18 protein-coding genes are annotated in these 19,337 nt (G+C 70.5%); 11 read left to right on the forward strand and 7 right to left on the reverse strand.

Annotated features, from left to right (window positions below):
* Positions 1–117 precede the first annotated feature (117 nt).
* From ACKTSN_RS15140 to ACKTSN_RS15160, 5 genes are all read left to right on the forward strand, one after another.
* The gene (locus tag ACKTSN_RS15140; RefSeq protein WP_409469618.1) at positions 118–1,053 is read left to right on the forward strand and encodes a cellulose-binding protein; all 936 of its coding nucleotides are present in this window, start codon (positions 118–120) and stop codon (positions 1,051–1,053) included.
* Between the two features lie 85 nt (positions 1,054–1,138).
* A complete protein-coding gene (locus tag ACKTSN_RS15145) occupies positions 1,139–2,086 on the forward strand; it encodes an ABC transporter ATP-binding protein (protein ID WP_409469619.1) in 948 nt (315 codons plus the stop codon).
* Positions 2,083–2,859: an ABC transporter permease gene (locus tag ACKTSN_RS15150; protein ID WP_409474832.1), complete on the forward strand. Its 777-nt coding sequence runs from the start codon at positions 2,083–2,085 to the stop codon at positions 2,857–2,859. Before ACKTSN_RS15145 ends, ACKTSN_RS15150 begins: the two co-directional genes overlap by 4 nt.
* A 114-nt stretch (positions 2,860–2,973) precedes the next feature.
* On the forward strand, positions 2,974–4,266 hold the full coding sequence (locus ACKTSN_RS15155) for an ABC transporter ATP-binding protein (RefSeq protein ID WP_409469620.1): 1,293 nt from the start codon (positions 2,974–2,976) through the stop codon (positions 4,264–4,266).
* Positions 4,263–5,138 carry an ABC transporter permease subunit gene (locus ACKTSN_RS15160; RefSeq protein ID WP_409469621.1) on the forward strand — a complete coding sequence of 292 codons (876 nt, stop codon included), beginning with the start codon at positions 4,263–4,265 and terminating at the stop codon, positions 5,136–5,138. Before ACKTSN_RS15155 ends, ACKTSN_RS15160 begins: the two co-directional genes overlap by 4 nt.
* A gap of 5 nt (positions 5,139–5,143) precedes the next feature.
* Here ACKTSN_RS15160 and ACKTSN_RS15165 read toward each other — a convergent pair whose 3' ends face one another.
* On the reverse strand, positions 5,144–5,485 hold the full coding sequence (locus ACKTSN_RS15165) for an ATP/GTP-binding protein (RefSeq protein ID WP_385515236.1): 342 nt from the start codon (positions 5,483–5,485) through the stop codon (positions 5,144–5,146).
* A 220-nt stretch (positions 5,486–5,705) separates the two neighbouring features.
* Between ACKTSN_RS15165 and ACKTSN_RS15170 the strand changes: the two genes are divergently transcribed.
* Positions 5,706–6,734, forward strand: a complete 1,029-nt coding sequence (locus tag ACKTSN_RS15170) for an LLM class flavin-dependent oxidoreductase (RefSeq protein WP_409469622.1) — start codon at positions 5,706–5,708, stop codon at positions 6,732–6,734.
* An 84-nt stretch (positions 6,735–6,818) separates the two neighbouring features.
* Here the strand turns inward: ACKTSN_RS15170 and ACKTSN_RS15175 are convergent, their stop codons facing one another.
* Entirely contained in the window at positions 6,819–7,211 is a 393-nt protein-coding gene (locus tag ACKTSN_RS15175; protein ID WP_030971516.1) for an SCO5389 family protein, read from the reverse strand.
* A gap of 299 nt (positions 7,212–7,510) precedes the next feature.
* Between ACKTSN_RS15175 and nucS the strand changes: the two genes are divergently transcribed.
* The gene (gene nucS, locus ACKTSN_RS15180) at positions 7,511–8,182 is read left to right on the forward strand and encodes an endonuclease NucS (protein ID WP_385515234.1); all 672 of its coding nucleotides are present in this window, start codon (positions 7,511–7,513) and stop codon (positions 8,180–8,182) included.
* A 68-nt stretch (positions 8,183–8,250) separates the two neighbouring features.
* On the opposite strand, the gene ACKTSN_RS15185 is transcribed toward nucS, so the two are convergent.
* From ACKTSN_RS15185 to ACKTSN_RS15195, 3 genes are all read right to left on the reverse strand, one after another.
* Positions 8,251–10,839 carry an ATP-binding protein gene (locus ACKTSN_RS15185; protein WP_409469623.1) on the reverse strand — a complete coding sequence of 863 codons (2,589 nt, stop codon included), beginning with the start codon at positions 10,837–10,839 and terminating at the stop codon, positions 8,251–8,253.
* 290 nt (positions 10,840–11,129) lie between these two features.
* Complete coding sequence (locus ACKTSN_RS15190) at positions 11,130–11,453, reverse strand: STAS domain-containing protein (protein ID WP_409469624.1); 324 nt, start codon at positions 11,451–11,453, stop codon at positions 11,130–11,132.
* A gap of 155 nt (positions 11,454–11,608) precedes the next feature.
* Complete coding sequence (locus tag ACKTSN_RS15195; RefSeq protein ID WP_409469625.1) at positions 11,609–12,457, reverse strand: 3-hydroxyacyl-CoA dehydrogenase family protein; 849 nt, start codon at positions 12,455–12,457, stop codon at positions 11,609–11,611.
* A gap of 150 nt (positions 12,458–12,607) precedes the next feature.
* Between ACKTSN_RS15195 and ACKTSN_RS15200 the strand changes: the two genes are divergently transcribed.
* Positions 12,608–13,180 carry a cob(I)yrinic acid a,c-diamide adenosyltransferase gene (locus ACKTSN_RS15200; RefSeq protein WP_409469626.1) on the forward strand — a complete coding sequence of 191 codons (573 nt, stop codon included), beginning with the start codon at positions 12,608–12,610 and terminating at the stop codon, positions 13,178–13,180.
* Here ACKTSN_RS15200 and ACKTSN_RS15205 read toward each other — a convergent pair.
* Positions 13,106–13,753: a hypothetical protein gene (locus tag ACKTSN_RS15205; protein ID WP_409474833.1), complete on the reverse strand. Its 648-nt coding sequence runs from the start codon at positions 13,751–13,753 to the stop codon at positions 13,106–13,108. The two genes, ACKTSN_RS15200 and ACKTSN_RS15205, sit on opposite strands and share 75 nt — an antisense overlap.
* 153 nt (positions 13,754–13,906) lie before the next feature.
* On the opposite strand from ACKTSN_RS15205, the gene ACKTSN_RS15210 reads away from it, so the two are divergent.
* The 3 genes from ACKTSN_RS15210 (at position 13,907) to ACKTSN_RS15220 (ending at position 17,681) form a co-directional block, all read left to right on the forward strand.
* Positions 13,907–15,094, forward strand: coding sequence for a sensor histidine kinase (locus ACKTSN_RS15210; protein ID WP_409469627.1), 1,188 nt, complete (start codon positions 13,907–13,909; stop codon positions 15,092–15,094).
* Positions 15,091–15,732: a response regulator gene (locus ACKTSN_RS15215; protein ID WP_409469628.1), complete on the forward strand. Its 642-nt coding sequence runs from the start codon at positions 15,091–15,093 to the stop codon at positions 15,730–15,732. Before ACKTSN_RS15210 ends, ACKTSN_RS15215 begins: the two co-directional genes overlap by 4 nt.
* Positions 15,733–15,854: 122 nt before the next feature.
* Positions 15,855–17,681 carry a glycosyl hydrolase family 18 protein gene (locus ACKTSN_RS15220; RefSeq protein WP_409469629.1) on the forward strand — a complete coding sequence of 609 codons (1,827 nt, stop codon included), beginning with the start codon at positions 15,855–15,857 and terminating at the stop codon, positions 17,679–17,681.
* A gap of 94 nt (positions 17,682–17,775) precedes the next feature.
* Here the strand turns inward: ACKTSN_RS15220 and ACKTSN_RS15225 are convergent, their stop codons facing one another.
* Positions 17,776–19,299: an IPT/TIG domain-containing protein gene (locus ACKTSN_RS15225; protein WP_409469630.1), complete on the reverse strand. Its 1,524-nt coding sequence runs from the start codon at positions 19,297–19,299 to the stop codon at positions 17,776–17,778.
* Positions 19,300–19,337: the final 38 nt, after the last annotated feature.

Consider the following 19,337-nt stretch of genomic DNA (forward strand, 5'->3'; position numbering starts at 1 on the left):
CAGCCACTCAAAAGAGGTGTCATTCTCCTGATCAAACACGCATCCGCTCGATGACACGCCGCCTTGGCCCCTAGGATTCCACCTATCACCTCACCGGTCTCATTCGACAGGAACCCCATGAGCGACACTTCCCCCTACGGCTTCGAGCTTGTGCGGCGTGGGTACGACCGCGCTCAGGTGGACGAACGTATCTCCAAGCTCGTCTCCGACCGTGACAGCGCTCTCGCCCGCATCACCGCTCTGGAAAAGCGCATCGAGGAGCTCCACCTCGAAACGCAGAACGCCCAGGCCCAGGTGAACGACGCCGAACCGTCGTACGCCGGTCTCGGCGCGCGTGTCGAGAAGATCCTCCGCCTCGCCGAGGAGGAGGCCAAGGACCTGCGCGAGGAGGCCCGTCGCGCGGCCGAGCAGCATCGTGAGCTCGCCGAGTCGGCGGCCCAGCAGGTGCGCAACGACGCCGAGGCGTTCGCGGCGGAACGCAAGGCCAAGGCCGAGGACGAGGGCGTCCGGATCGTCGAGAAGGCCAAGAGTGACGCCTCCCAGCTGCGTGCCGAGGCGCAGAAGGACGCGCAGTCCAAGCGGGAGGAGGCCGACGCGCTCTTCGAGGAGACCCGCGCCAAGGCCGCGCAGGCCGCCGCCGACTTCGAGACGAACCTCGCCAAGCGCCGCGACCAGTCCGAGCGCGACCTGGCGTCCCGTCAGGCCAAGGCCGAGAAGCGCCTCGCCGAGATCGAGCACCGGGCCGAGCAGCTGCGCCTGGAGGCCGAGAAGCTGCGCACGGACGCCGAGCGCCGCGCCCGCCAGACGGTGGAGACGGCCCAGCGCCAGGCCGAGGACATCGTGGCCGACGCCAACGCCAAGGCCGACCGGATCCGTTCGGAATCCGAGCGCGAGCTGGCCGCCCTCACCAACCGCCGCGACTCCATCAACGCGCAGCTGACCAATGTGCGCGAGATGCTGGCGACCCTCACGGGCGCCGCGGTGGCAGCGGCCGGTACGCCGGCCGAGGACGAGCCGATCTCCCGCGGGGTTCCGGCGCAGCAGACCCGGTAACCAGTCGGAATACGCCGTCTGAACATCTGCGAAGCCCCCTGCCACTCCGGTGGCAGGGGGCTTTGTACCGTTTTAGCGTTGCCGCATGATCGAGCTCGAGGGGCTGACGAAACGGTACGGCGAGAAGGTGGCGGTCAACCATCTGACGTTCACCGTCAGACCGGGCATCGTCACGGGCTTCCTCGGCCCCAACGGCGCCGGCAAGTCCACGACGATGCGGATGATGCTCGGCCTGGACCGGCCCACCGCCGGGGACGTCCGCATCGACGGCAAGCACTACGACCAGCTCAAGGACCCGCTGAAGTACATCGGCGCCCTGCTCGACGCCAAGGCCGTGCACGGCGGGCGCAGCGCCTTCAACCACCTGCTGTGCCTGGCGCAGAGCAACGGCATCCCGAAGAGCCGGGTGCACGAGGTGCTCGACACGGTGGGCCTCACGGCGGTCGCGCGGAAGAAGGCCAAGGGCTTCTCGCTCGGCATGGGGCAGCGGCTGGGCATCGCGGGCGCGCTGCTCGGCGATCCACGGATCCTGATGTTCGACGAGCCGGTGAACGGGCTGGACCCCGAGGGCATCCACTGGATCCGCAACCTGATGAAATCGCTGGCCGCGCAGGGCCGTACCGTCTTCGTCTCCTCCCATCTGATGAGCGAGATGGCGCTGACCGCCGACCACATCGTCGTCATCGGCCAGGGCCGACTGCTCGCCGACACCTCCATGGCCGACTTCATCGCACGGAACTCACGCAGTTACGTCCGGATCCGCACCCCGCAGCGCGAGCGGCTGCTCGATGTGCTGCACGGGGCCGGTATCACGGTCGTCGAGACCGGCAGCGGGACGCTCGAGGTGGACGGCGGCAAGCCCGAGCGGATCGGTGAGCTGGCCGCGCAGCACCAGATCGTGCTGCATGAGCTGAGCCCGCAGCAGGCCTCCCTGGAGGAGGCGTTCATGCGGTTGACCGCGGAGTCCGTGGAGTACCACGCGCATTCCGACACGCCTGCGCAGCAGTGGGGCGAAACCTGGAGGAAGGGCTGAGCATGGCGGCGACCCAGGTCATCCGGTCCGAGTGGACGAAGATCCGCTCTGTCGCGTCCACGGTGTGGACGCTGTCCCTCGCCGTGGTGGTCACCATCGCCCTCGGCATGCTGATCTCAGCACTGTCGAAGAGCGAGTTCGAGAACATGAACGCGCGGGACAGGCTCTCCTTCGACCCTACGTTCATCAGCTTCGCCGGGATGAGCCTCGGTCAGCTCGCGCTGATCGTGTTCGGGGTGCTCGTGGTCTCCAACGAGTACAGCACCGGCATGATCCGCACATCGTTGGCGGCCGTACCGCAGCGCGGCACGTTCCTGTTCAGCAAGCTTGCGGTCGCCATCCTGCTCGCCCTGGTCGTCGGCATGGCCACCAGCTTCGTGGCCTTCTTCCTCGGGCAGGCGATGCTCGGCGACCTGAGCGCCCGGATCGGCGATCCGGGTGTGCTGCGCGCGGTGATCGGCGGCGGCGTCTACATGACCCTCATCGCGATGTTCTCGATGGGCGTCGCCGCGATGCTGCGCTCGCCGATGCTGTCGCTGGGCATTCTGATGCCGTTCTTCTTCCTGATCTCCAACATCCTGGGCAATGTCTCGGCCACCAAGAAGATCGGCCAGTTCCTGCCCGACCAGGCCGGCAGCAAGATCATGCAGGTGGTCGTCCCGGTCGACGACGACGCTCCGTACGGCCCCTGGGGCGGGCTCGGGATCATGGTGCTGTGGGTGCTGGCGGCGCTCGTCGGGGGTTACGTGCTGCTGAAGAAGCGGGACGCGTAATCGTGGAAGGTTTTTTACCCGCTCTTGGAGGGAACCGTCAGCGACTCGATATCCTCCTAACCCTTACGGGGGGCGTGTGCCCCGCTGTCCTGAACCTTTCGATGGGTGCGGAGCATGATCGAGGCAGTCGGCCTGACCAAGCGCTACGGCGACAAGACCGCTGTGCACAATCTTTCCTTCCAGGTGCGGCCCGGTGCCGTCACCGGCTTCCTCGGGCCCAACGGCTCGGGCAAGTCGACGACGATGCGGATGATCGTCGGGCTGGACAACCCCACCTCCGGGCATGTGACCATCGGCGGCTACCCCTACGCCAAGCTGCCGAACGCGCCCCGCCAGGTCGGCGCCCTGCTGGACGCCAAGGCGGTGCACGGCGGCCGCTCGGCCCGCAACCATCTGCTGTCGCTGGCCCAGCTGTCCGGCATCCCGGCCCGCCGAGTGGACGAGGTGCTCGGCGTGGTGGGCCTGCAGGACGTGGCCAGGCGGCGATCCAAGGGCTTCTCCCTGGGCATGGGCCAGCGGCTCGGCATCGCGGCCGCGCTGCTCGGCGATCCCCAGGTGCTGCTGTTCGACGAGCCGATCAACGGCCTCGACCCGGAGGGCATCCTCTGGGTGCGGAACCTGATGAAGTCGCTGGCCGCGGAGGGCCGTACCGTCTTCGTCTCGTCGCACCTGATGAGCGAGATGGCGCTGACCGCCGACCACCTGATCGTCATCGGGCGGGGGCAGCTGCTCGCCGACGGCAGTGTGCAGGACTTCATCGCGGCGAACTCGGCCGGCTTCGCACGCGTACGGACGCCCGACACCGAGCCGCAGCTGCGCGAGAAGCTGACGGTCGCGCTGACCGAGGCGGGCGCGCACGTCCTGCCCGAGCAGGACGGCGCGCTGCGGGTGACCGGGCTGCCGCTGCCCCGCATCAGCGACATCGCGCACGACACGGACGTACGGCTGTGGGAGCTGTCGCCGCACCAGGCCTCGCTGGAGGAGGCGTACATGCGGATGACGCAGGGGGCCGTCGACTACCGCTCCACGATCGACCAGAAGGCCGGGCTGCAGCAGCCGCTGCCGCCGGGCGTACAGCCGCCGATGCCGGTACCGGGGCAGGGCCAGCCGGGCTGGTACGCCCCGCCGCCGCCCCAGCAGGGCGGGCAGCCGTTCGCGATGCCGCAGGGGCAGCCGGGAGCGGTGCCGTCGGGGCCGTACGGCGCGCCTGCCGCGCCCGGCACGGGCCCGGCCAACCCGTACGCGCAGCCGGCGCCGCAGACGGCCCCTGAGGCGCCCCGGGCTCCGCAGGCGTCCGCGCCGCCGGCGCCGGGCCAGGCTCCGGTCGCCGCCCAGTCCGCGCCCGCCACCCCCGCGCAGCCCGCCTCCGCCCCTGCCGACCCGACCAAGCCCGAGGACGTCCGATGAGCACGCCCCAGCCCCCGATGCCGCAGGCCGCACCCGCATGGCAGGCGGCGCCCGGCCCGTCGTACCCCAACCCCACCTACACCTCGCCGATCCCGGTCGTCCGCACGCACCTCGGGCATGCCCTCGCCTCGGAGTGGACGAAGATCAGGTCGGTGCGCTCCACGATGTGGACGCTGGGCGTGTTCGTCCTGCTCGTCGTCGGCATCGGGCTGTCGGCCGGCGCGCTGGTGGCGAACTCCGGGGCGGAGGGTGAGCTGGGCGACGAGAACCCGCTGTCCCTCGGCTTCTTCGGGCTGCTGCTCGGCAGCATGTGCATCATCACGCTGGGCGTGCTGACGACGGCCTCGGAGTACGGCACCGGGATGATCCGGACCACCATGACCGCCTGCCCCACACGCGGGCGGGTGCTCGCGGCGAAGTCGGTCGTGTTCTTCACGGTCGCCTTCGTGGTCACCCTGGTCGCCGCCGGGTTGGTCGCCTTCGCGCAGGTCGGCATGTTGAGCGACGCCCGGGAGCCGACCGGGGAGGAGTGGCTGAAGGGCACGGTCGGTGTCTCGCTCTACATCGCGCTGCTCGGGCTGCTCTCGCTCGTCGTCGGCTCGATCGTCCGGCACTCGGCGGGCGCCATCACGATCATGATCGGCGCGGTGCTCGCCCCGCTGGTCATCGCGATCTTCATGTTCTCGTCCTCGCTGGAGGACGTGCAAACGGCGCTGTTCGAGTACTCGATCCCGAACCAGCTGAGCGTCTTCTACTCCAACTCACTCACCGAGTCGGGCCCGTCCGGCTGGGACCCGCTGTGGATCATGCTCGGCGTCACGGCCGCCGCGTTCGTCGGCGCCTACGCGCTGCTGCAGAAGCGGGACGTGTAGCCCCGCTAGAACTTCGGCGCGTTACGGGACCGCTGCACCCGCGTGGTGCGGCGGTCCCGTGCGTTCCAGCAGGCCTTGTGCCAGTGCCGACGGTCGTCGACGCCCGCGTGCTCGGGCCAGGCCACGACGTGCGGTACACCGGAGGGGATCAGCTGATCACAGCCGGGGCAGCGGTACGTCTTGCCCTCGGAGCTCGCCCCCGCCACATGGCGCACGCTCCAGGTCTCGCCCTGCCAGTCCTCCGCCGACTGCCAGCCGCCGTAGCGGCCCGGGCGGTCATCCTCGGCGCTCCCGCCGGACACGGCGGCCCCCTTCGGGCCCTTGGCTCGGTTGCGACGCGGGGACACGGGACACCTCTCGGAGCTATACAGGTAACGGGTCGTGTCCAGCCTACGTGGGCCGGACAGGGGTACGCGCAAAGCAGCGATCTCCACAAGTCCCCCTCTCCGACCACCGATTCTGCTGACAATCCGCAAATCCCTTCGCCAGGCCGTGTCCTCGGCACGTGTCAGACGGTTATGCCGAGTGGGGGAGCTCCGTGTCGGAGCCAAGGAAGCAGGAAGAGCAATGCGCGTAGGAAGTTTCGTGTTGGCGGCCCAGTTCCCGGGTCAGGGCCAGGGGGAGGCGCTGCACCGCGCGGTCCGCTCGGCGGAGGTGGCCGAGGAGGCGGGGCTCGACTCGGTCTGGCTGGCCGAGCACCACTTCGTGCCGTACGGCACGTGCCCGTCGGCGATCACCCTGGCCGCGTTACTGCTCGGCCGCACCCGCCGCATCCGGGTCGGTACGGCGGTCAGTGTGCTGCCCACCACCCACCCCGTGGCGCTCGGCGAGCAGGCCGCGCTGCTGCATGTGACAAGTGGCGGACGCTTCTCACTGGGTGTGGGGCGCGGCGGGCCGTGGGTGGACCTGGAGGTGTTCGGGACGGGCCTGGAGGCGTACGAGAAGGAGTACCCGGAATCACTCGATCTGCTGGTGCGCTGGCTGCGCGAGCCGGCGGTCGCGGGCCCCGGCGGCCGCTTCGCCTTCCGTGAAGTCCCCGTCGTACCAAGGCCGTCGGAGTCCCTGTCGGAGACCGAGGGGCCGGAGATGCTCGTCGCCTGTACGTCCCCGGCGAGTGTGCGGATGGCGGCCGAGCGCGGGCTGCCGATGCTGCTCGGCATGCACGTGGGGGACGAGGAAAAGGCCGAGATGATCGCCCTGTGGCGGCAGCATGCGCGAGCCGCCGGGCGGCCGGCGGACGAAGTCCTCGGCGCGGGTCATGTGTCGGCCGGTGTCTGCCAGATCGCGGACCGGCGCACCGACGCGGCGGAGACACTGCTGAAGGCGATGCCGGGCTGGCTGAAGCAGGGCCTGGACGCCCATGTCATGGTGGACGGCCGCGAGCGCCGGATGCGCGATCCGCTGGCGTACACCGAACTGCTCTGCGGGCTGCACCCGGTGGGCACCCCACGGCTGTGCGCCGACCGGCTCGCCGCCACCAGCGAGCGCACCGGCGTCTCCCGCTTCGCGCTGCTCGTCGAGGGCTCCGGCGACCTGGCGGCGACGGAGGAGAACGTACGGCGGCTGGGGGCCGAGGTGCTCCCCCAGCTGACGTGAACGGCCCCGTAGTGCGGGAGGCTTGCCGCTCCAGTACAGATCGCACCTCCCGCGTACGGAGCGGCAAGCAAGCGGTTCAGCGCCTCAGCAGTCCCGCAGCTCCGGGGACTGGTTCAGCAGCTGGCCCCGGACCGAGGTGAAGCGGGCCAGCCTCTCGTCCACCGAGGCGTCCAGCGGGAACACCGCCACCCGGTGGCAGTTCTGGAAGGCCAGCCGCACACCGAAGTGCCGCTGCAGCGCGCCGCGTATGGCGTCACTCGCGAGCGCACGCAGCAGCTGACCGCGCGCCTGCTCGTCCGGCGGGGGCGTCTGGTTGTCGGCGAACTCTCCGCCGTCCACCTTCAGCTGGGCCACCAGGGAGCTGATCATCTCCCATGCGTAGGGCAGGGAGGTCCGGACGCAGTCGACGAAGTCAGCTTCGTCGACCTCGCCTCGCTCGGCCTGTTCGAGTAGGGCCGGTGAGACGTCGAGCGACATGGGTTCTCCTCTCGCACCCCCAACCAGCAGGGGTTGCCGGACAGATGAGGGAGTGCGCGATCGTCAACACGCTGAGTACACATACCGCGACCTCCCGTTTAATACGGTAGGCAACAGACGGTGACGGCACCAGAAGAATGCGAATACAGGCCGATCCCAATAGGCACACAATCGGCCACTAAACAACATGTGACTTCAGGAGAAACCGGGCGGCCTGTCAGGGCCTCGTTTGAGGGTGGTGGTGGGAGACGGGTGGGCGAATCGCGTGCACCGGTGCCCGTCGAGTAGCGTTGCCGACCATGCGTCTCGTCATTGCCCGCTGCTCCGTCGACTACGCCGGCCGGCTCACCGCCCACCTCCCCACCGCCCCCCGTCTCATCCTGGTGAAGGCGGACGGCAGCGTCTCGATCCATGCGGACGACCGGGCCTACAAGCCCCTGAACTGGATGTCGCCGCCCTGCACGCTGAAGGAGGGGACCGGCGAGGAGGCCGGTGTCTGGACCGTCATCAACAAGGCGGGCGAGAAGCTCATCATCACGATGGAGGAGGTCCTCCACGACTCCACGCACGAACTCGGCGTGGACCCCGGCCTGATCAAGGACGGCGTGGAAGCACACCTTCAGGAACTGCTCGCCGACCGCATCGAAACGCTCGGCGAGGGCTACACGCTGATCCGCCGCGAGTACATGACGGCCATCGGCCCGGTCGACATCCTCTGCCGGGACGCCGACGGACAGACCGTCGCCGTCGAGATCAAGCGACGCGGTGAGATCGACGGCGTGGAACAACTCACGCGCTATCTGGAGCTGTTGAACCGCGATCCCCATCTGGCGCCGGTGCGGGGCATCTTCGCCGCACAGGAGATCAAACCGCAGGCCCGCGTCCTGGCCACGGACCGCGGCATCGGCTGCCAGGTGCTCGACTACGACGCGCTGCGGGGCATCGAGGACGACAAGTTGCGGCTCTTCTGAGAGACAGTCGTAGGACGGTCAAGGGCCGGGTTCCGGACAACGGACCCGGCCCTTGCGTGTGGCCGACCTCACATCACCGACTCAGAGGTACTCGGGGAGCCTGCCTCGCTTGTCTCCGGGGCGCTGGCGGAGGTGCTGGTCTCCACCGGGGCGCTGGATGTCGCGCTGGCAGAGTCCGAGGTGGACGGGGTGTCCGTCGGGGTCTCGGTGGGCGTCTCCGTCGGGGTCGGGGTGTCCGAGGGCGTCCCGGTCGGTTCGGTCTCGGTCGGCGTCGGAGACGTCTCGGTGGGCGGCTTCGACGACGACGGCGGCCTCGTCGGGGACTTGGTCGGCGAGCTGGAGCTCGTCGGGGAGTCGCCGCCCGGATTCCGCGTACCGCTCGGGTCGTCGGACGGCTCGTCCGGCTCCGTGGCCGTCGGCGTCGGATCGTCCGCGGTGCCGAACGTACCGTCCGGTCCCGGATCCGTCGGTCGGCTCGTCGCCGGGCCGGTGTCGCCGTCGCCGTCCTGCTCCGCCTTGTCGGCGCCCAGGCCCTCCTCGCCGACGCCCTGGCTGGCGGACGGGTTGACGCCGACCTGCTCGGAGGGGTTCTCGGCGTCGTTGCTGGAGGTGGCGCCGAGCGTCACGACCGTACCGAGCACCGCCACCAGCAGTGCACCCGCGCCGGCCGCGACGAGGTTGCGCTTGGCCAGACCGCGCAGGCCGCCCCGGTCGCGGTGCTGCGTCGTACCGGGCGTCGAGCGGTGGGTGACGAGGGTCGACGTGTCGTCGGGCCGCTGCAGGGGCGGGAATTCCACAAGCGCCGCGGGGACCCCGCCGGGCGGCGACGCCGACTCCTCGTAGCGGGCGGCGGGCACCTCCTCGCCGGTGGTGGAGCCGAGCACGGGCATGGCACCGAGCGCCGGCGAGGCGCCGGGCGGGGACGCGGGACCCGGTGTCGTGCCCGCGCGGTCGGTGACCAGGGCCAGGGCGCGGCGGCCGGCGACGGTGCCGCGCTTGTCGGCGACGGCGCCGCGCAGCCCGATAGACGCCTCCAGTTCGGCGCGGGCCCGGTCCAGCCGGCCCTCGCACAGCGCGAGGATGCCCAGCTCGTGGTGGAAGTAGGCCTGTTCGGTGACGTCCCCGGCGAGCCGGGCGGCTTCCACGCCGGAGCGCAGCGCCCGTTCCCAGGCGCTCCAGTGCAGTCCGGCGGCGAACGCGGGAGCCGCCGTGCGGGCCAGCTGCACGGCGGCGCTCTCCTCGCCCTCGCCCTGCGGCGTCGTGGCCGGTACGAGGGCGGCAAGGGCGGTGAGCAGGGCGTCCGCCTCGGCGCACACGCGCTCGGGAGTGACCGAGGGGTGTCCGGCCCACCAGGCGTAGTGCCGGGCGGCGGTCAGGACGTGACTGGCCGGGTCGTCGGCGTATCCGGCGGCCTCCAGCTGGGTCTGCACCCCGGCGGCGAGCCAGTAGCGGGAGCCGACGGGTGAGACCAGCGCGCAGCTGAGCAACTCGCCCAGCGCGGCGTCCGCGTGGGTGTCGCCGACCAGGGCGGGCAGGTGCGCCTGGTGCGGCACCTCGCCGCCGAGCGCCACGGCGATGCGCAGGGTGGCGCGCGCGGAGGCGCTCAGCCGGGAGGCGAGCAGCGCGGCCGGCGCGGCTCCCTCCGCGAGCGAGGGCAGCGGTACTTCGGCGGACGCTCCGGGGACAGCGTCGAAGGGCGCATCGGCCGGGAGTTCCTGGAAGACGCCGAACTCGTCGAAGGCGTCCACGCCCGCCCGCATCCGGTCGCGCTGCCGCAGCAGGGCGCCGGCCTGCACGAACCGCAGCGGCAGGCCCTCGGACTCGAACCAGAGGTCGCCGGCCCAGTTGGCCTCGTCCTCGGTGAGGGAGCGGCCGACGGCGTGCTCGAGGAGATCCAGGCCGCCGGCGCGGTCGAGACCGTCGAGGAAGACCTCCTCGATCGCCGCGTCGGCGGACGGCGCGGGCACATCCGGGGTGGCGCCGATCACGAAGGCGCACTCCGGGGTGGCGGCCAGCAGTTCGTCGAGCGCGGCGCCGCCGAACTCGATGTCGTCGAGGACGACGATCGCGCCGATCTCCCGGACGTGTTCGAGCAGTTCGTCCCGTTCCGGCCGGTGCAGGGGCGCGCTGTACACGGCGTAGAAGAGCTCGTACAGCAGGTCGCTCGCGGTGCGGTGGAAGCCGGTGAGCCGGACCACGCCGTCGGGGGCGAGGTCCGCGCAGTCCTCGGCGACCGTGTCGAGGAGGCGGGTGCGGCCCGAGCCTCCCGGGCCGGTCAGGCGCACGGAGCGGCCGCGGGCGAGCAGTCGCACCAGGCGCTCGCGCTCGTCCTGGCGGCCGAGGAGCGGCAGCCCGGGCCGGGCCGGCCCCGGCGGGACGGGTGGCGCGGCGGCGCGGTCAACCTCGGCGCGTTGGGCCGCGGTCAGCTTCTGCGGGCGTCCGGGCCGCTCCCCCGGCGGGCACAGTTCGATCTCGCTGCCGTCGACAGGGTTGACGGTGAGCAGGAAGTCGCCGGAGACCAGCTGCACCGTGCGGGCGAGTGCGGGCGCGTGCTGGCCGAAGTCGGATGTCAGGGAGTCCCTCGGCGGGCGCTGGCGCGGCGAGTTGCCGTCACCATCATGGCCGTAGTCCTCGGGTCCCCGGTTGTTCGGGTCCATAGGTTCAAGCCCCCCAAAAGCGTCGAGTGCGTCGAGCCCCTCCCGGCCTTGCCGCACATCGCGCTGTCGCTTCTGGTCCGGGCCCGCTCGAGGGTTGAACAGACGCGGGCGACCGAACCCTAAACCTTCGCTCAGTATCTACGACAGTCCGGGGTGCCGCCCGGTCCGAGACGTCACAGTCTCGTGAGGATTGTGCGCGTCGGGCGGTTCGCCGTGAGGTGCCCGGGTCTCGCCCGTCCCGCCGGATCACACCCGCGTCGGGCGTCACACCCGGGCTTCACACCCGGGCTTCACACCCGGGGCAGCGACTCCAGCCCGATGCCGCCCTCGACCGCCAGGATCCGGTGCAGCCGGGTGGCCACCAGCAGGCGCTGCATCTGCGGCGGTACACCGCGCAGCACCAGCCGTCGGCCGCAGCGGCCGGCCCGCCGGTGGGCGCCCATGATGACCCCGAGTCCGGTGGCGTCCCAGGAGTCCAGCTCGGACAGGTCGAGGATGAGGTCGCCGACCCCGTCGTCGACGGCCGAGTGCAACACCGCACGGGCGTCCGCCGCGCTGCGGACGTCGAGACGGCCCCCGACGACCACCTCGTCGTGGTCGCCCCTGATGTGCATATGCGCTCCCCGTGCGTGCGTCGTGTGCTCCGCGATGAAAGATGATGCCGGTGATGCAACCTCTGACGGTGTTGAGCGGCCAGAGGTTGCCGTCCGTAAGCGAACCGATACCGAATTCACTCCGAGGTGTGATGTGCCTCGAGGCGTGTGCGGTTTCAGTGCTTGTAGAAGCCCTGCCCGCTCTTGCGTCCGATGTCACCGGCGTCAACCATCCGGCGCATCAGCTCCGGCGGAGCGAACTTCTCGTCCTGGGTCTCGGTGTAGATGTTGCCGGTGGCGTGCAGCAGGATGTCGACGCCGGTGAGATCCGCGGTGGCCAGCGGTCCCATGGCGTGCCCGAAGCCGAGCTTGCAGGCGAGGTCGATGTCCTCGGCGGTCGCGACGCCCGACTCGTACAGCTTGGTCGCCTCGACGACGAGCGCGGAGATGAGCCGGGTCGTCACGAAGCCGGCCACGTCGCGGTTGACGACGATGCAGGTCTTGCCGACGGACTCGGCGAACTCCCGCGCGGTGGCGAGGGTCTCGTCGCTGGTCTTGTAGCCCCGGACGAGTTCGCACAGCTGCATCATCGGGACCGGCGAGAAGAAGTGGGTGCCGACGACGCGCTCGGGGTGCTCCGTCGCGGCCGCGATCTTGGTGATCGGGATGGCGGAGGTGTTGGAGGCGAGTACGGCCTCCGGGCGCACGATCTTGTCGAGCGCGCGGAAGATCTCGTGCTTGACTTCGAGCTTCTCGAAGACGGCCTCGACGACGATGTCCGCGTCGGCGGCGGCGTCCAGGTCGGTGGTCACGGTGATACGGGCGAGGGCGGCGTCGGCGTCGTGCGCCTCCAACTTGCCCTTGGCGACGAACTTGTCGTACGAGGCCTTGATACCGTCGGTGCCGCGCCTGAGCGCCTCGTCGGTGACATCGCGCAGGACGACGTCCCAGCCCGCCTGGGCGGAGACCTGGGCGATGCCGGAACCCATGAGACCGGCCCCGATGACGGCGAGCTTCCGTGCCACTGACGACTCCCCTGAGATGCTTACTCGCTGTTTACGTATGTTCTCTCCGGCGGACCCTAGCGCTCGTGAGGGGCTGTGTGACCGGTAAGTAACGCGCGTCACGTCTCACATGACGGACATCACACCGGCGCGGCTCACTAGGCTGGCCACATGGTCAATCTGACGCGTATCTACACCCGCACCGGCGACCAGGGCACCACCGCCCTCGGCGACATGAGCCGGGTCGCCAAGACCGACCTGCGGATCTCCGCGTACGCGGACGCCAACGAGGCGAACGCGGTGATCGGCACGGCGATCGCGCTGGGCGGGCTGGACGAGGAGATCGTCAAGGTCCTCACCCGTGTGCAGAACGACCTGTTCGACGTGGGCGCGGACCTGTCGACGCCAGTGGTGGAGAACCCGAAGTTCCCGCCGCTCAGGGTGGAGCAGTTCTACGTGGACCGCCTGGAGGCGGACTGCGACCGCTTCAACGAGCGCCTCGAGAAGCTCCGTTCGTTCATCCTGCCCGGCGGCACCCCGGGCGCCGCCCTGCTCCACCAGGCCTGCACGGTCGTACGCCGGGCCGAGCGCTCGACCTGGGCGGCCCTGGAAGCCCACGGCGAGACGATGAACCCCCTGACCGCCACATACCTCAACCGCCTGTCGGACCTACTGTTCATTCTCGCGCGGACGGCCAACAAGGCCGCGGGCGACGTCCTGTGGGTCCCCGGCGGCGAACGCTGACGAGACCCGTCCCGGCCGGGGGGCCGGCTGCTGCGGGATCTCCGGGGCCTTCTTCGGCCAGATGAAGTACGCGAGGGCGACCAGGCCGTGGATGCCGGCGGCCCGGAGCGCCGCTCCCTGGAACGCCCGCAGGGACGAGATGTCGCCGTCGTCGCCGACGTACCAGACCGCACCCTGAAGCAGTGCGCAGGCCACGGCCGCCGCCAGCACGGTCCGCAGCCACAGCCGGCCCTCGTGCCGGGCGCGGGCCATGCCGTGGCGCGGCGGCCCCACCGGCTTCGGGGCCCCCGCCAGCCGGTGGGCGGCGTGGCCGTCGAGCCAGCGGATCGTGTAGTGGCCGTACGCGACGGTGCAGCCGATGTACAGCGCCGCCAGGCCGTGCTCCCAGCTCGGCTCGGCGCCGTTCTTCAGGTCGATCGCCGTGACCGTGAACAGGATCACCTCCAGAACCGGCTCGCACAGCAGCAGGACCGCACTTGTGCGGCGCCACCTCAGCAGGTAGCGCGCGGCCAGGCCGAGCGCCAGCAGCACCCAGAAGCCGACCTCACAGGCGATGATCAACGCGACGACCACGGCTCGCTCCTTTCGGTCACCTTCCCAAGGCTCCCGTCCGGCCGAGCGGCCCGCGTCGTCGCCGGTGACGAACTGGCGGTACATCGAAAGATGCAGTCCGGGACCCTTCCCGGGGATCAGGCGAGCGCGGCACGCGCCGTGTTGGATGGTGTCATGGCCGTACGACTCCCCCGCCCGCACCGCTTCGACGTGTACGTCGCGGCGGCCGGCCTGCTCGGCGGGCTGCTGCTGTGGGGGATCGGCCTGGGCTCGCGGCCGGCCGACGAGCCGATCGTGCTGTGGGACGGGCGCTGGCCGATTCTGGTGCCGCTCACCGTGATGGCGGGGTGCGAGCTGCTGCGCCGGTCCGTCCCGCGCATCGCGCTGCCGACCGCCACGGCCGCGATCGTCCTGGACCTCGTCACGCAGGGAAACCTCGTCACGATCCTGATGTTCACCGACGTGATGTACGCGGCCGTCCTGTACGGCACACCCGCCGCGGCCCGCCGCATCCCGTGGATCACCGGGCTGCTGACGGTCGCCGGGACGATCGTGCCGTTCGCCGCGTGGCGGGTGCCGGAGGCGCTGCTGATCGGCGTGGCCGCCGGCGTCGTGGCGTTCGCACCCGCGTCCACCGGGCTGATCGTCCGCAACCACCGCGACGCCGCGGAGGCAGCCCGGCTGCACGCCGAACAGACCGCCCTGCTCGCGGAGATGGACCGTACCCAGGCCGTCACCGCCGAACGGGCGCGCATGGCCCGGGAACTGCACGACATGGTCGCCAACCACCTCTCCGCGATCGCCATCCACTCCACCGCCGCGATCTCCCTCGACGACCCCGGCACCACCCGTCAGGCCCTCGGCGTCATCCGTGAGAACAGCGTCGAGGGGCTCGCGGAGATGCGCCGGCTGATCGGGCTCCTGAGGGATTCCAGCGGCGACACCGAACCCACCGCCGCACCCACCCTCGACAGCCTCGGCGCCCTGGTCGACACCGCCCGCGGCAACGGCCTCGACGTCACCCTCGACGCCAGGCACGGCGAGGGGCTGCCGGCGCCGGTGGAACTCGCCGCGTACCGGATCGTGCAAGAGTCCCTGACCAACGCCCTCAAGCATGCGGGCCCCGGCTGGGTCACGGTCGCGCTGCGGCAGCTCGACGGCTCGCTGAGCATCGCCGTGACCAGCCCGTACGACGACCGCGACAGGCCTCGGGCGCCCGGCTCCGGTGCCGGTCTGGTCGGCATGCGGGAGCGGGCCGCGCTACTGGGCGGCACGTTCGAAGCCGGGCCCGAGAAATCGACGGACGGCAGGATCTGGACCGTACGCGCCACCCTCCCCATCGCCGAAGGAGTGACCGAATGATCCGCGTGCTCGTCGCCGAGGACCAGTCCGCCGTCCGCGCCGGGCTCGTCCTCATCCTGCGCAGCGCGCCCGACATCGAGGTGGTCGGCGAGGCGGCAGACGGCGAGCAGGCGGTGGCGCTGGCCCGCGAGCTGCGGCCGGATCTGGTGCTGATGGACATTCAGATGCCGCGCCTAGACGGGGTGTCGGCGACTCGGCAGGTGGTGGCCGAGGGGCTCGCCGATGTGCTGGTGCTGACCACGTTCGACCTCGACGAGTACGTGTTCGGCGCGCTGCGCGCGGGTGCGTCCGGCTTCCTGCTCAAGAACACCGACGCGAAGGATCTGCTGGAGGCGGTTCGGACGGTGGCGCGCGGGGAGGGTCTGATCGCGCCGGCCGTGACGCGTCGGCTCATCGCCGAGTTCGCCGCCAAGCCCGTACGGGAGTCCAGGGCCGACCCCTCCGTCCTGGACGGCCTCACCCGGCGTGAGCGCGAGGTCCTGTCCTGCCTGGGCGAGGGCCTGTCCAACGTCGACATCGCCGCCCGCCTCGACATGGCGGAGGCCACGGTGAAGACGCACGTCAGCCGGTTGCTGGGGAAGCTGGAGCTGCGCAGCCGCGTGCAAGCGGCGGTGCTGGCACAGGAGTTGGGGATCTAGGGGACTTTTCGGGGCAGTGGTCCAGACCTATTGACCCATGGTCCAGACCTTTCTATTCTCGCGGCACTGTGGGCTGATGGCTCAGTCATGCCCCCGACAACAACCCCACAAGGAGGCGCAGCATGCGCTTCAGACACAGAGCAGTGGCAGGGCTCGCGACCTTGCTGCTCCCGCTCGCCGGTCTGGTCGGTCTCGCCAGTCCCGCCCAGGCCGCCACCGAAGCCACCGCCACCTACAGCAAGACCCAGGACTGGGGCACCGGCTTCGAAGGCAAGTGGACCGTCAAGAACACCGGCACCACCACCATCAACGCCTGGACCGTCGAGTGGGACTTCCCCTCCGGCACGTCCGTCACCTCCGCCTGGGACGCCGACGTCACCTCCTCCGGCACCCACTGGACCGCCAAGAACAAGTCCTGGAACGGCACCCTCGCCCCCGGCGCCTCCGTCTCCTTCGGCTTCAACGGCTCCGGCTCCGGCGCGCCGAGCAACTGCAAGCTCAACGGCGGCAGTTGTGACGGCGGCGCCACCGTCCCCGGCGACAACCCGCCGAGCGCCCCCGGCACCCCCACCGCCTCCGACATCACCAACACCTCGGTGAAGCTCACCTGGAGCGCCGCCACCGACGACAAGGGCATCAAGAACTACGACGTCCTGCGCGGCGGCACCAAGGTCGCCACCGTCACCGGCACGACCTACACGGACACCGGACTGACCGCCGGCACCGACTACTCGTACACCGTCCAGGCCCGGGACACCGCCGACCAGACCGGCCCGGTCTCCGGCGCCCGTGCGGTCCGCACCACCGGCGGCACCGACCCCGGCCCGCAGCCCGGCTCGAAGGTCAACCTCGGCTACTTCACCGAGTGGGGCGTCTACGGCCGCAACTACCACGTCAAGAACCTGGTGACCTCGGGCTCCGCGTCCAAGATCACGCATATCAACTACGCGTTCGGCAACGTCAAGAACGGCCAGTGCGTGCTCGACGACGCCTACGCGGCCACCGACAAGGCGTACACCGCCGAGCAGTCCGTCAGCGGCGTCGCCGACACCTGGGACCAGCCGCTGCGCGGCAACTTCAACCAGCTGCGCCAGCTGAAGGCCAAGTACCCGCACATCAAGGTGTTGTGGTCGTTCGGCGGCTGGACGTACTCCGGCGGCTTCGGCCAGGCCGCGCAGAACCCGGCCGCGTTCGCCAAGTCCTGCAAGGCCGTCGTGGAGGACCCGCGCTGGGCCGACGTCTTCGACGGCATCGACATCGACTGGGAGTACCCGAACGCCTGCGGCCTGACCTGCGACACCTCGGGCCCTGCGGCGTTCAGGAACCTGATGTCCGCGCTGCGCACCGAGTTCGGCTCGAACTACCTGGTCACCGCGGCCATCACCGCCGACGGCTCCTCCGGCGGCAAGATCGACGCGGCCGACTACGGCGGCGCATCCTCGTACGTCGACTGGTACAACGTGATGACGTACGACTACTTCGGCGCCTGGGCGAACACCGGCCCGACCGCCCCGCACTCCCCGCTGACCTCGTACTCCGGCATCCCGACCGCCGGCTTCAACTCCGCCGACGCGATCGCCAAGCTCAAGGCCAAGGGCGTCCCGTCCGCCAAACTCCTGCTCGGCATCGGCTTCTACGGCCGCGGCTGGACCGGCGTCACCCAGTCCGCCCCGGGCGGCACGGCGACCGGCGCGGCACCCGGCACCTACGAGGCGGGCATCGAGGACTACAAGGTCCTGAAGAACTCCTGCCCGGTCACCGGCACCGTCGCGGGCACCGCGTACGCGCACTGCGGCAGCAACTGGTGGTCGTACGACACCCCGTCGACGATCGCCGGGAAGATGACCTGGGCCAAGAACCAGGGCCTGGGCGGCGCGTTCTTCTGGGAGTTCAGCGGAGACACCAGCAACGGTGAGCTGGTGAACGCCATCAGCAACGGGCTGAACTGACGCCCGGGCACCCGTACTCCGACGCCTGAAGCCGGAGCGGCAGGTCTCGCCTGCCGCTCCGGCTTCCCCCCCGGCTCGGGGCACCCGGATGCGGTCAGATGGCTGGCGAAGCGACCCGTGTGTACGTCCGGCCGTTGCTGGTGGCGGCGGGCGTGGTCACCGTGACGGAGACCGGCCCGGCGGGCCCTGCCGGAGCGACGGAGGTGACCTGCGTCGGGGAGACCACCGTGAACGACGCGGTGACGGCGCCGAACTGGACGCGAGTGGCGGCCGCGAGATTGCTGCCGGTCAGCGTGACCACCGTACCGGCGTGTGTCGGCCCCTGGGCCGGTACCAGGGAGGCCAGCACGGGCACGTCGAGGAAGACATAGCCGAGGGGGTTGCTGGTGCCGCCGGGGGTGGTCACCGTGACCTCGGTGGCACCAGGGGCATGGCTCCGGGTCACCGCGGTGATCTGCGTGGCGGAGTCGACGGTGAACGAGGCCGCCGCCACGCCGTCGAACCGCACCGCCGTCGCACCGAGGAGGTTGTTGCCGGTGAGCCTGACCGTGGTGCCGCCCGCCGTGGGTCCGGAGGCAGGATCGATGGCGGTCAGCGTGGGCAACGCGATGTAGTAGAAGAACGCGTTGGGGTCGTCGGGGTCGCTGGTGCCGCCGAGAGTGGTCACCGTGACGGCCGCGGCGCCTGCCGCGTGGGCAGGGGTCACCGCGGTGATCTGGGTGCCGCTGTTGACGGTGAACGAGGTGGCCGCCACCCCGCCGAACCGCACCGCCGTCACATTGGTGAAGCCCGTGCCCGTCAGCGTCACCGTCGTCCCACCGAAGACCGGACCCTGATTCGGCAACAGACCCGAGAGGGTAGGAGCGGAGACGTAGGTGAACGTGAGGGCGTTACTGGTGCCCCCCGAAGCGGTCACCGTGACGTCGGCCGGGCCTGCGGCGCGGGCCGGGCTGACCGCGGTGATCTGGGTGCCGCTGTTGACGGTGAACGAGGTGGCCGCCACCCCGCCGAACCGCACCGCCGTCACATTGGTGAAGCCCGTGCCCGTCAGCGTCACCGTCGTCCCCCCGGAGACCGGACCCTGATTCGGCAACAGACCCGAGAGGGTAGGAGCGGAGACGTAGGTGAACGTGAGGGCGTTACTGGTGCCCCCCGAAGCGGTCACCGTGACGTCGGCCGGGCCTGCGGCGCGGGCCGGGCTGACCGCGGTGATCTGGGTGCCGCTGTTGACGGTGAACGAGGTGGCCGCCACCCCGCCGAACCGCACCGCCGTCACATCGGTGAAGCCCGTGCCCGTCAGCGTCACCGTCGTCCCCCCGGAGACCGGACCCTGATTCGGCAACAGACCCGAGAGGGTAGGAGTCGTGGCATAGGTGAAGGGCACGGACTGGGTGCTGGTGCCCTGGTTTGTGGTGACGGTGACGTTCACGGTTCCGCTGCCGGACGGGGTCACAGCCGTGATCTGCGTGCTGCTGTTGACGGTGAATGACGTGGCGGGGGTGAATCCGAACCGGACGGTTACCACTGACGTGAAATCGGTTCCGGTCACGATGACGGTGGTACCACCCGAGGGCGGCCCCTGGCTGGGGCTGACCGAAGAGACCACAGGGGCAGCCATGGCTGTACTCCTTCACGCAGGACTGAGGGATCGATGAC

Origin of the sequence: Streptomyces flavusporus (assembly GCF_046267975.1) — a bacterium.
Lineage (GTDB): Bacteria > Actinomycetota > Actinomycetes > Streptomycetales > Streptomycetaceae > Streptomyces > Streptomyces flavusporus.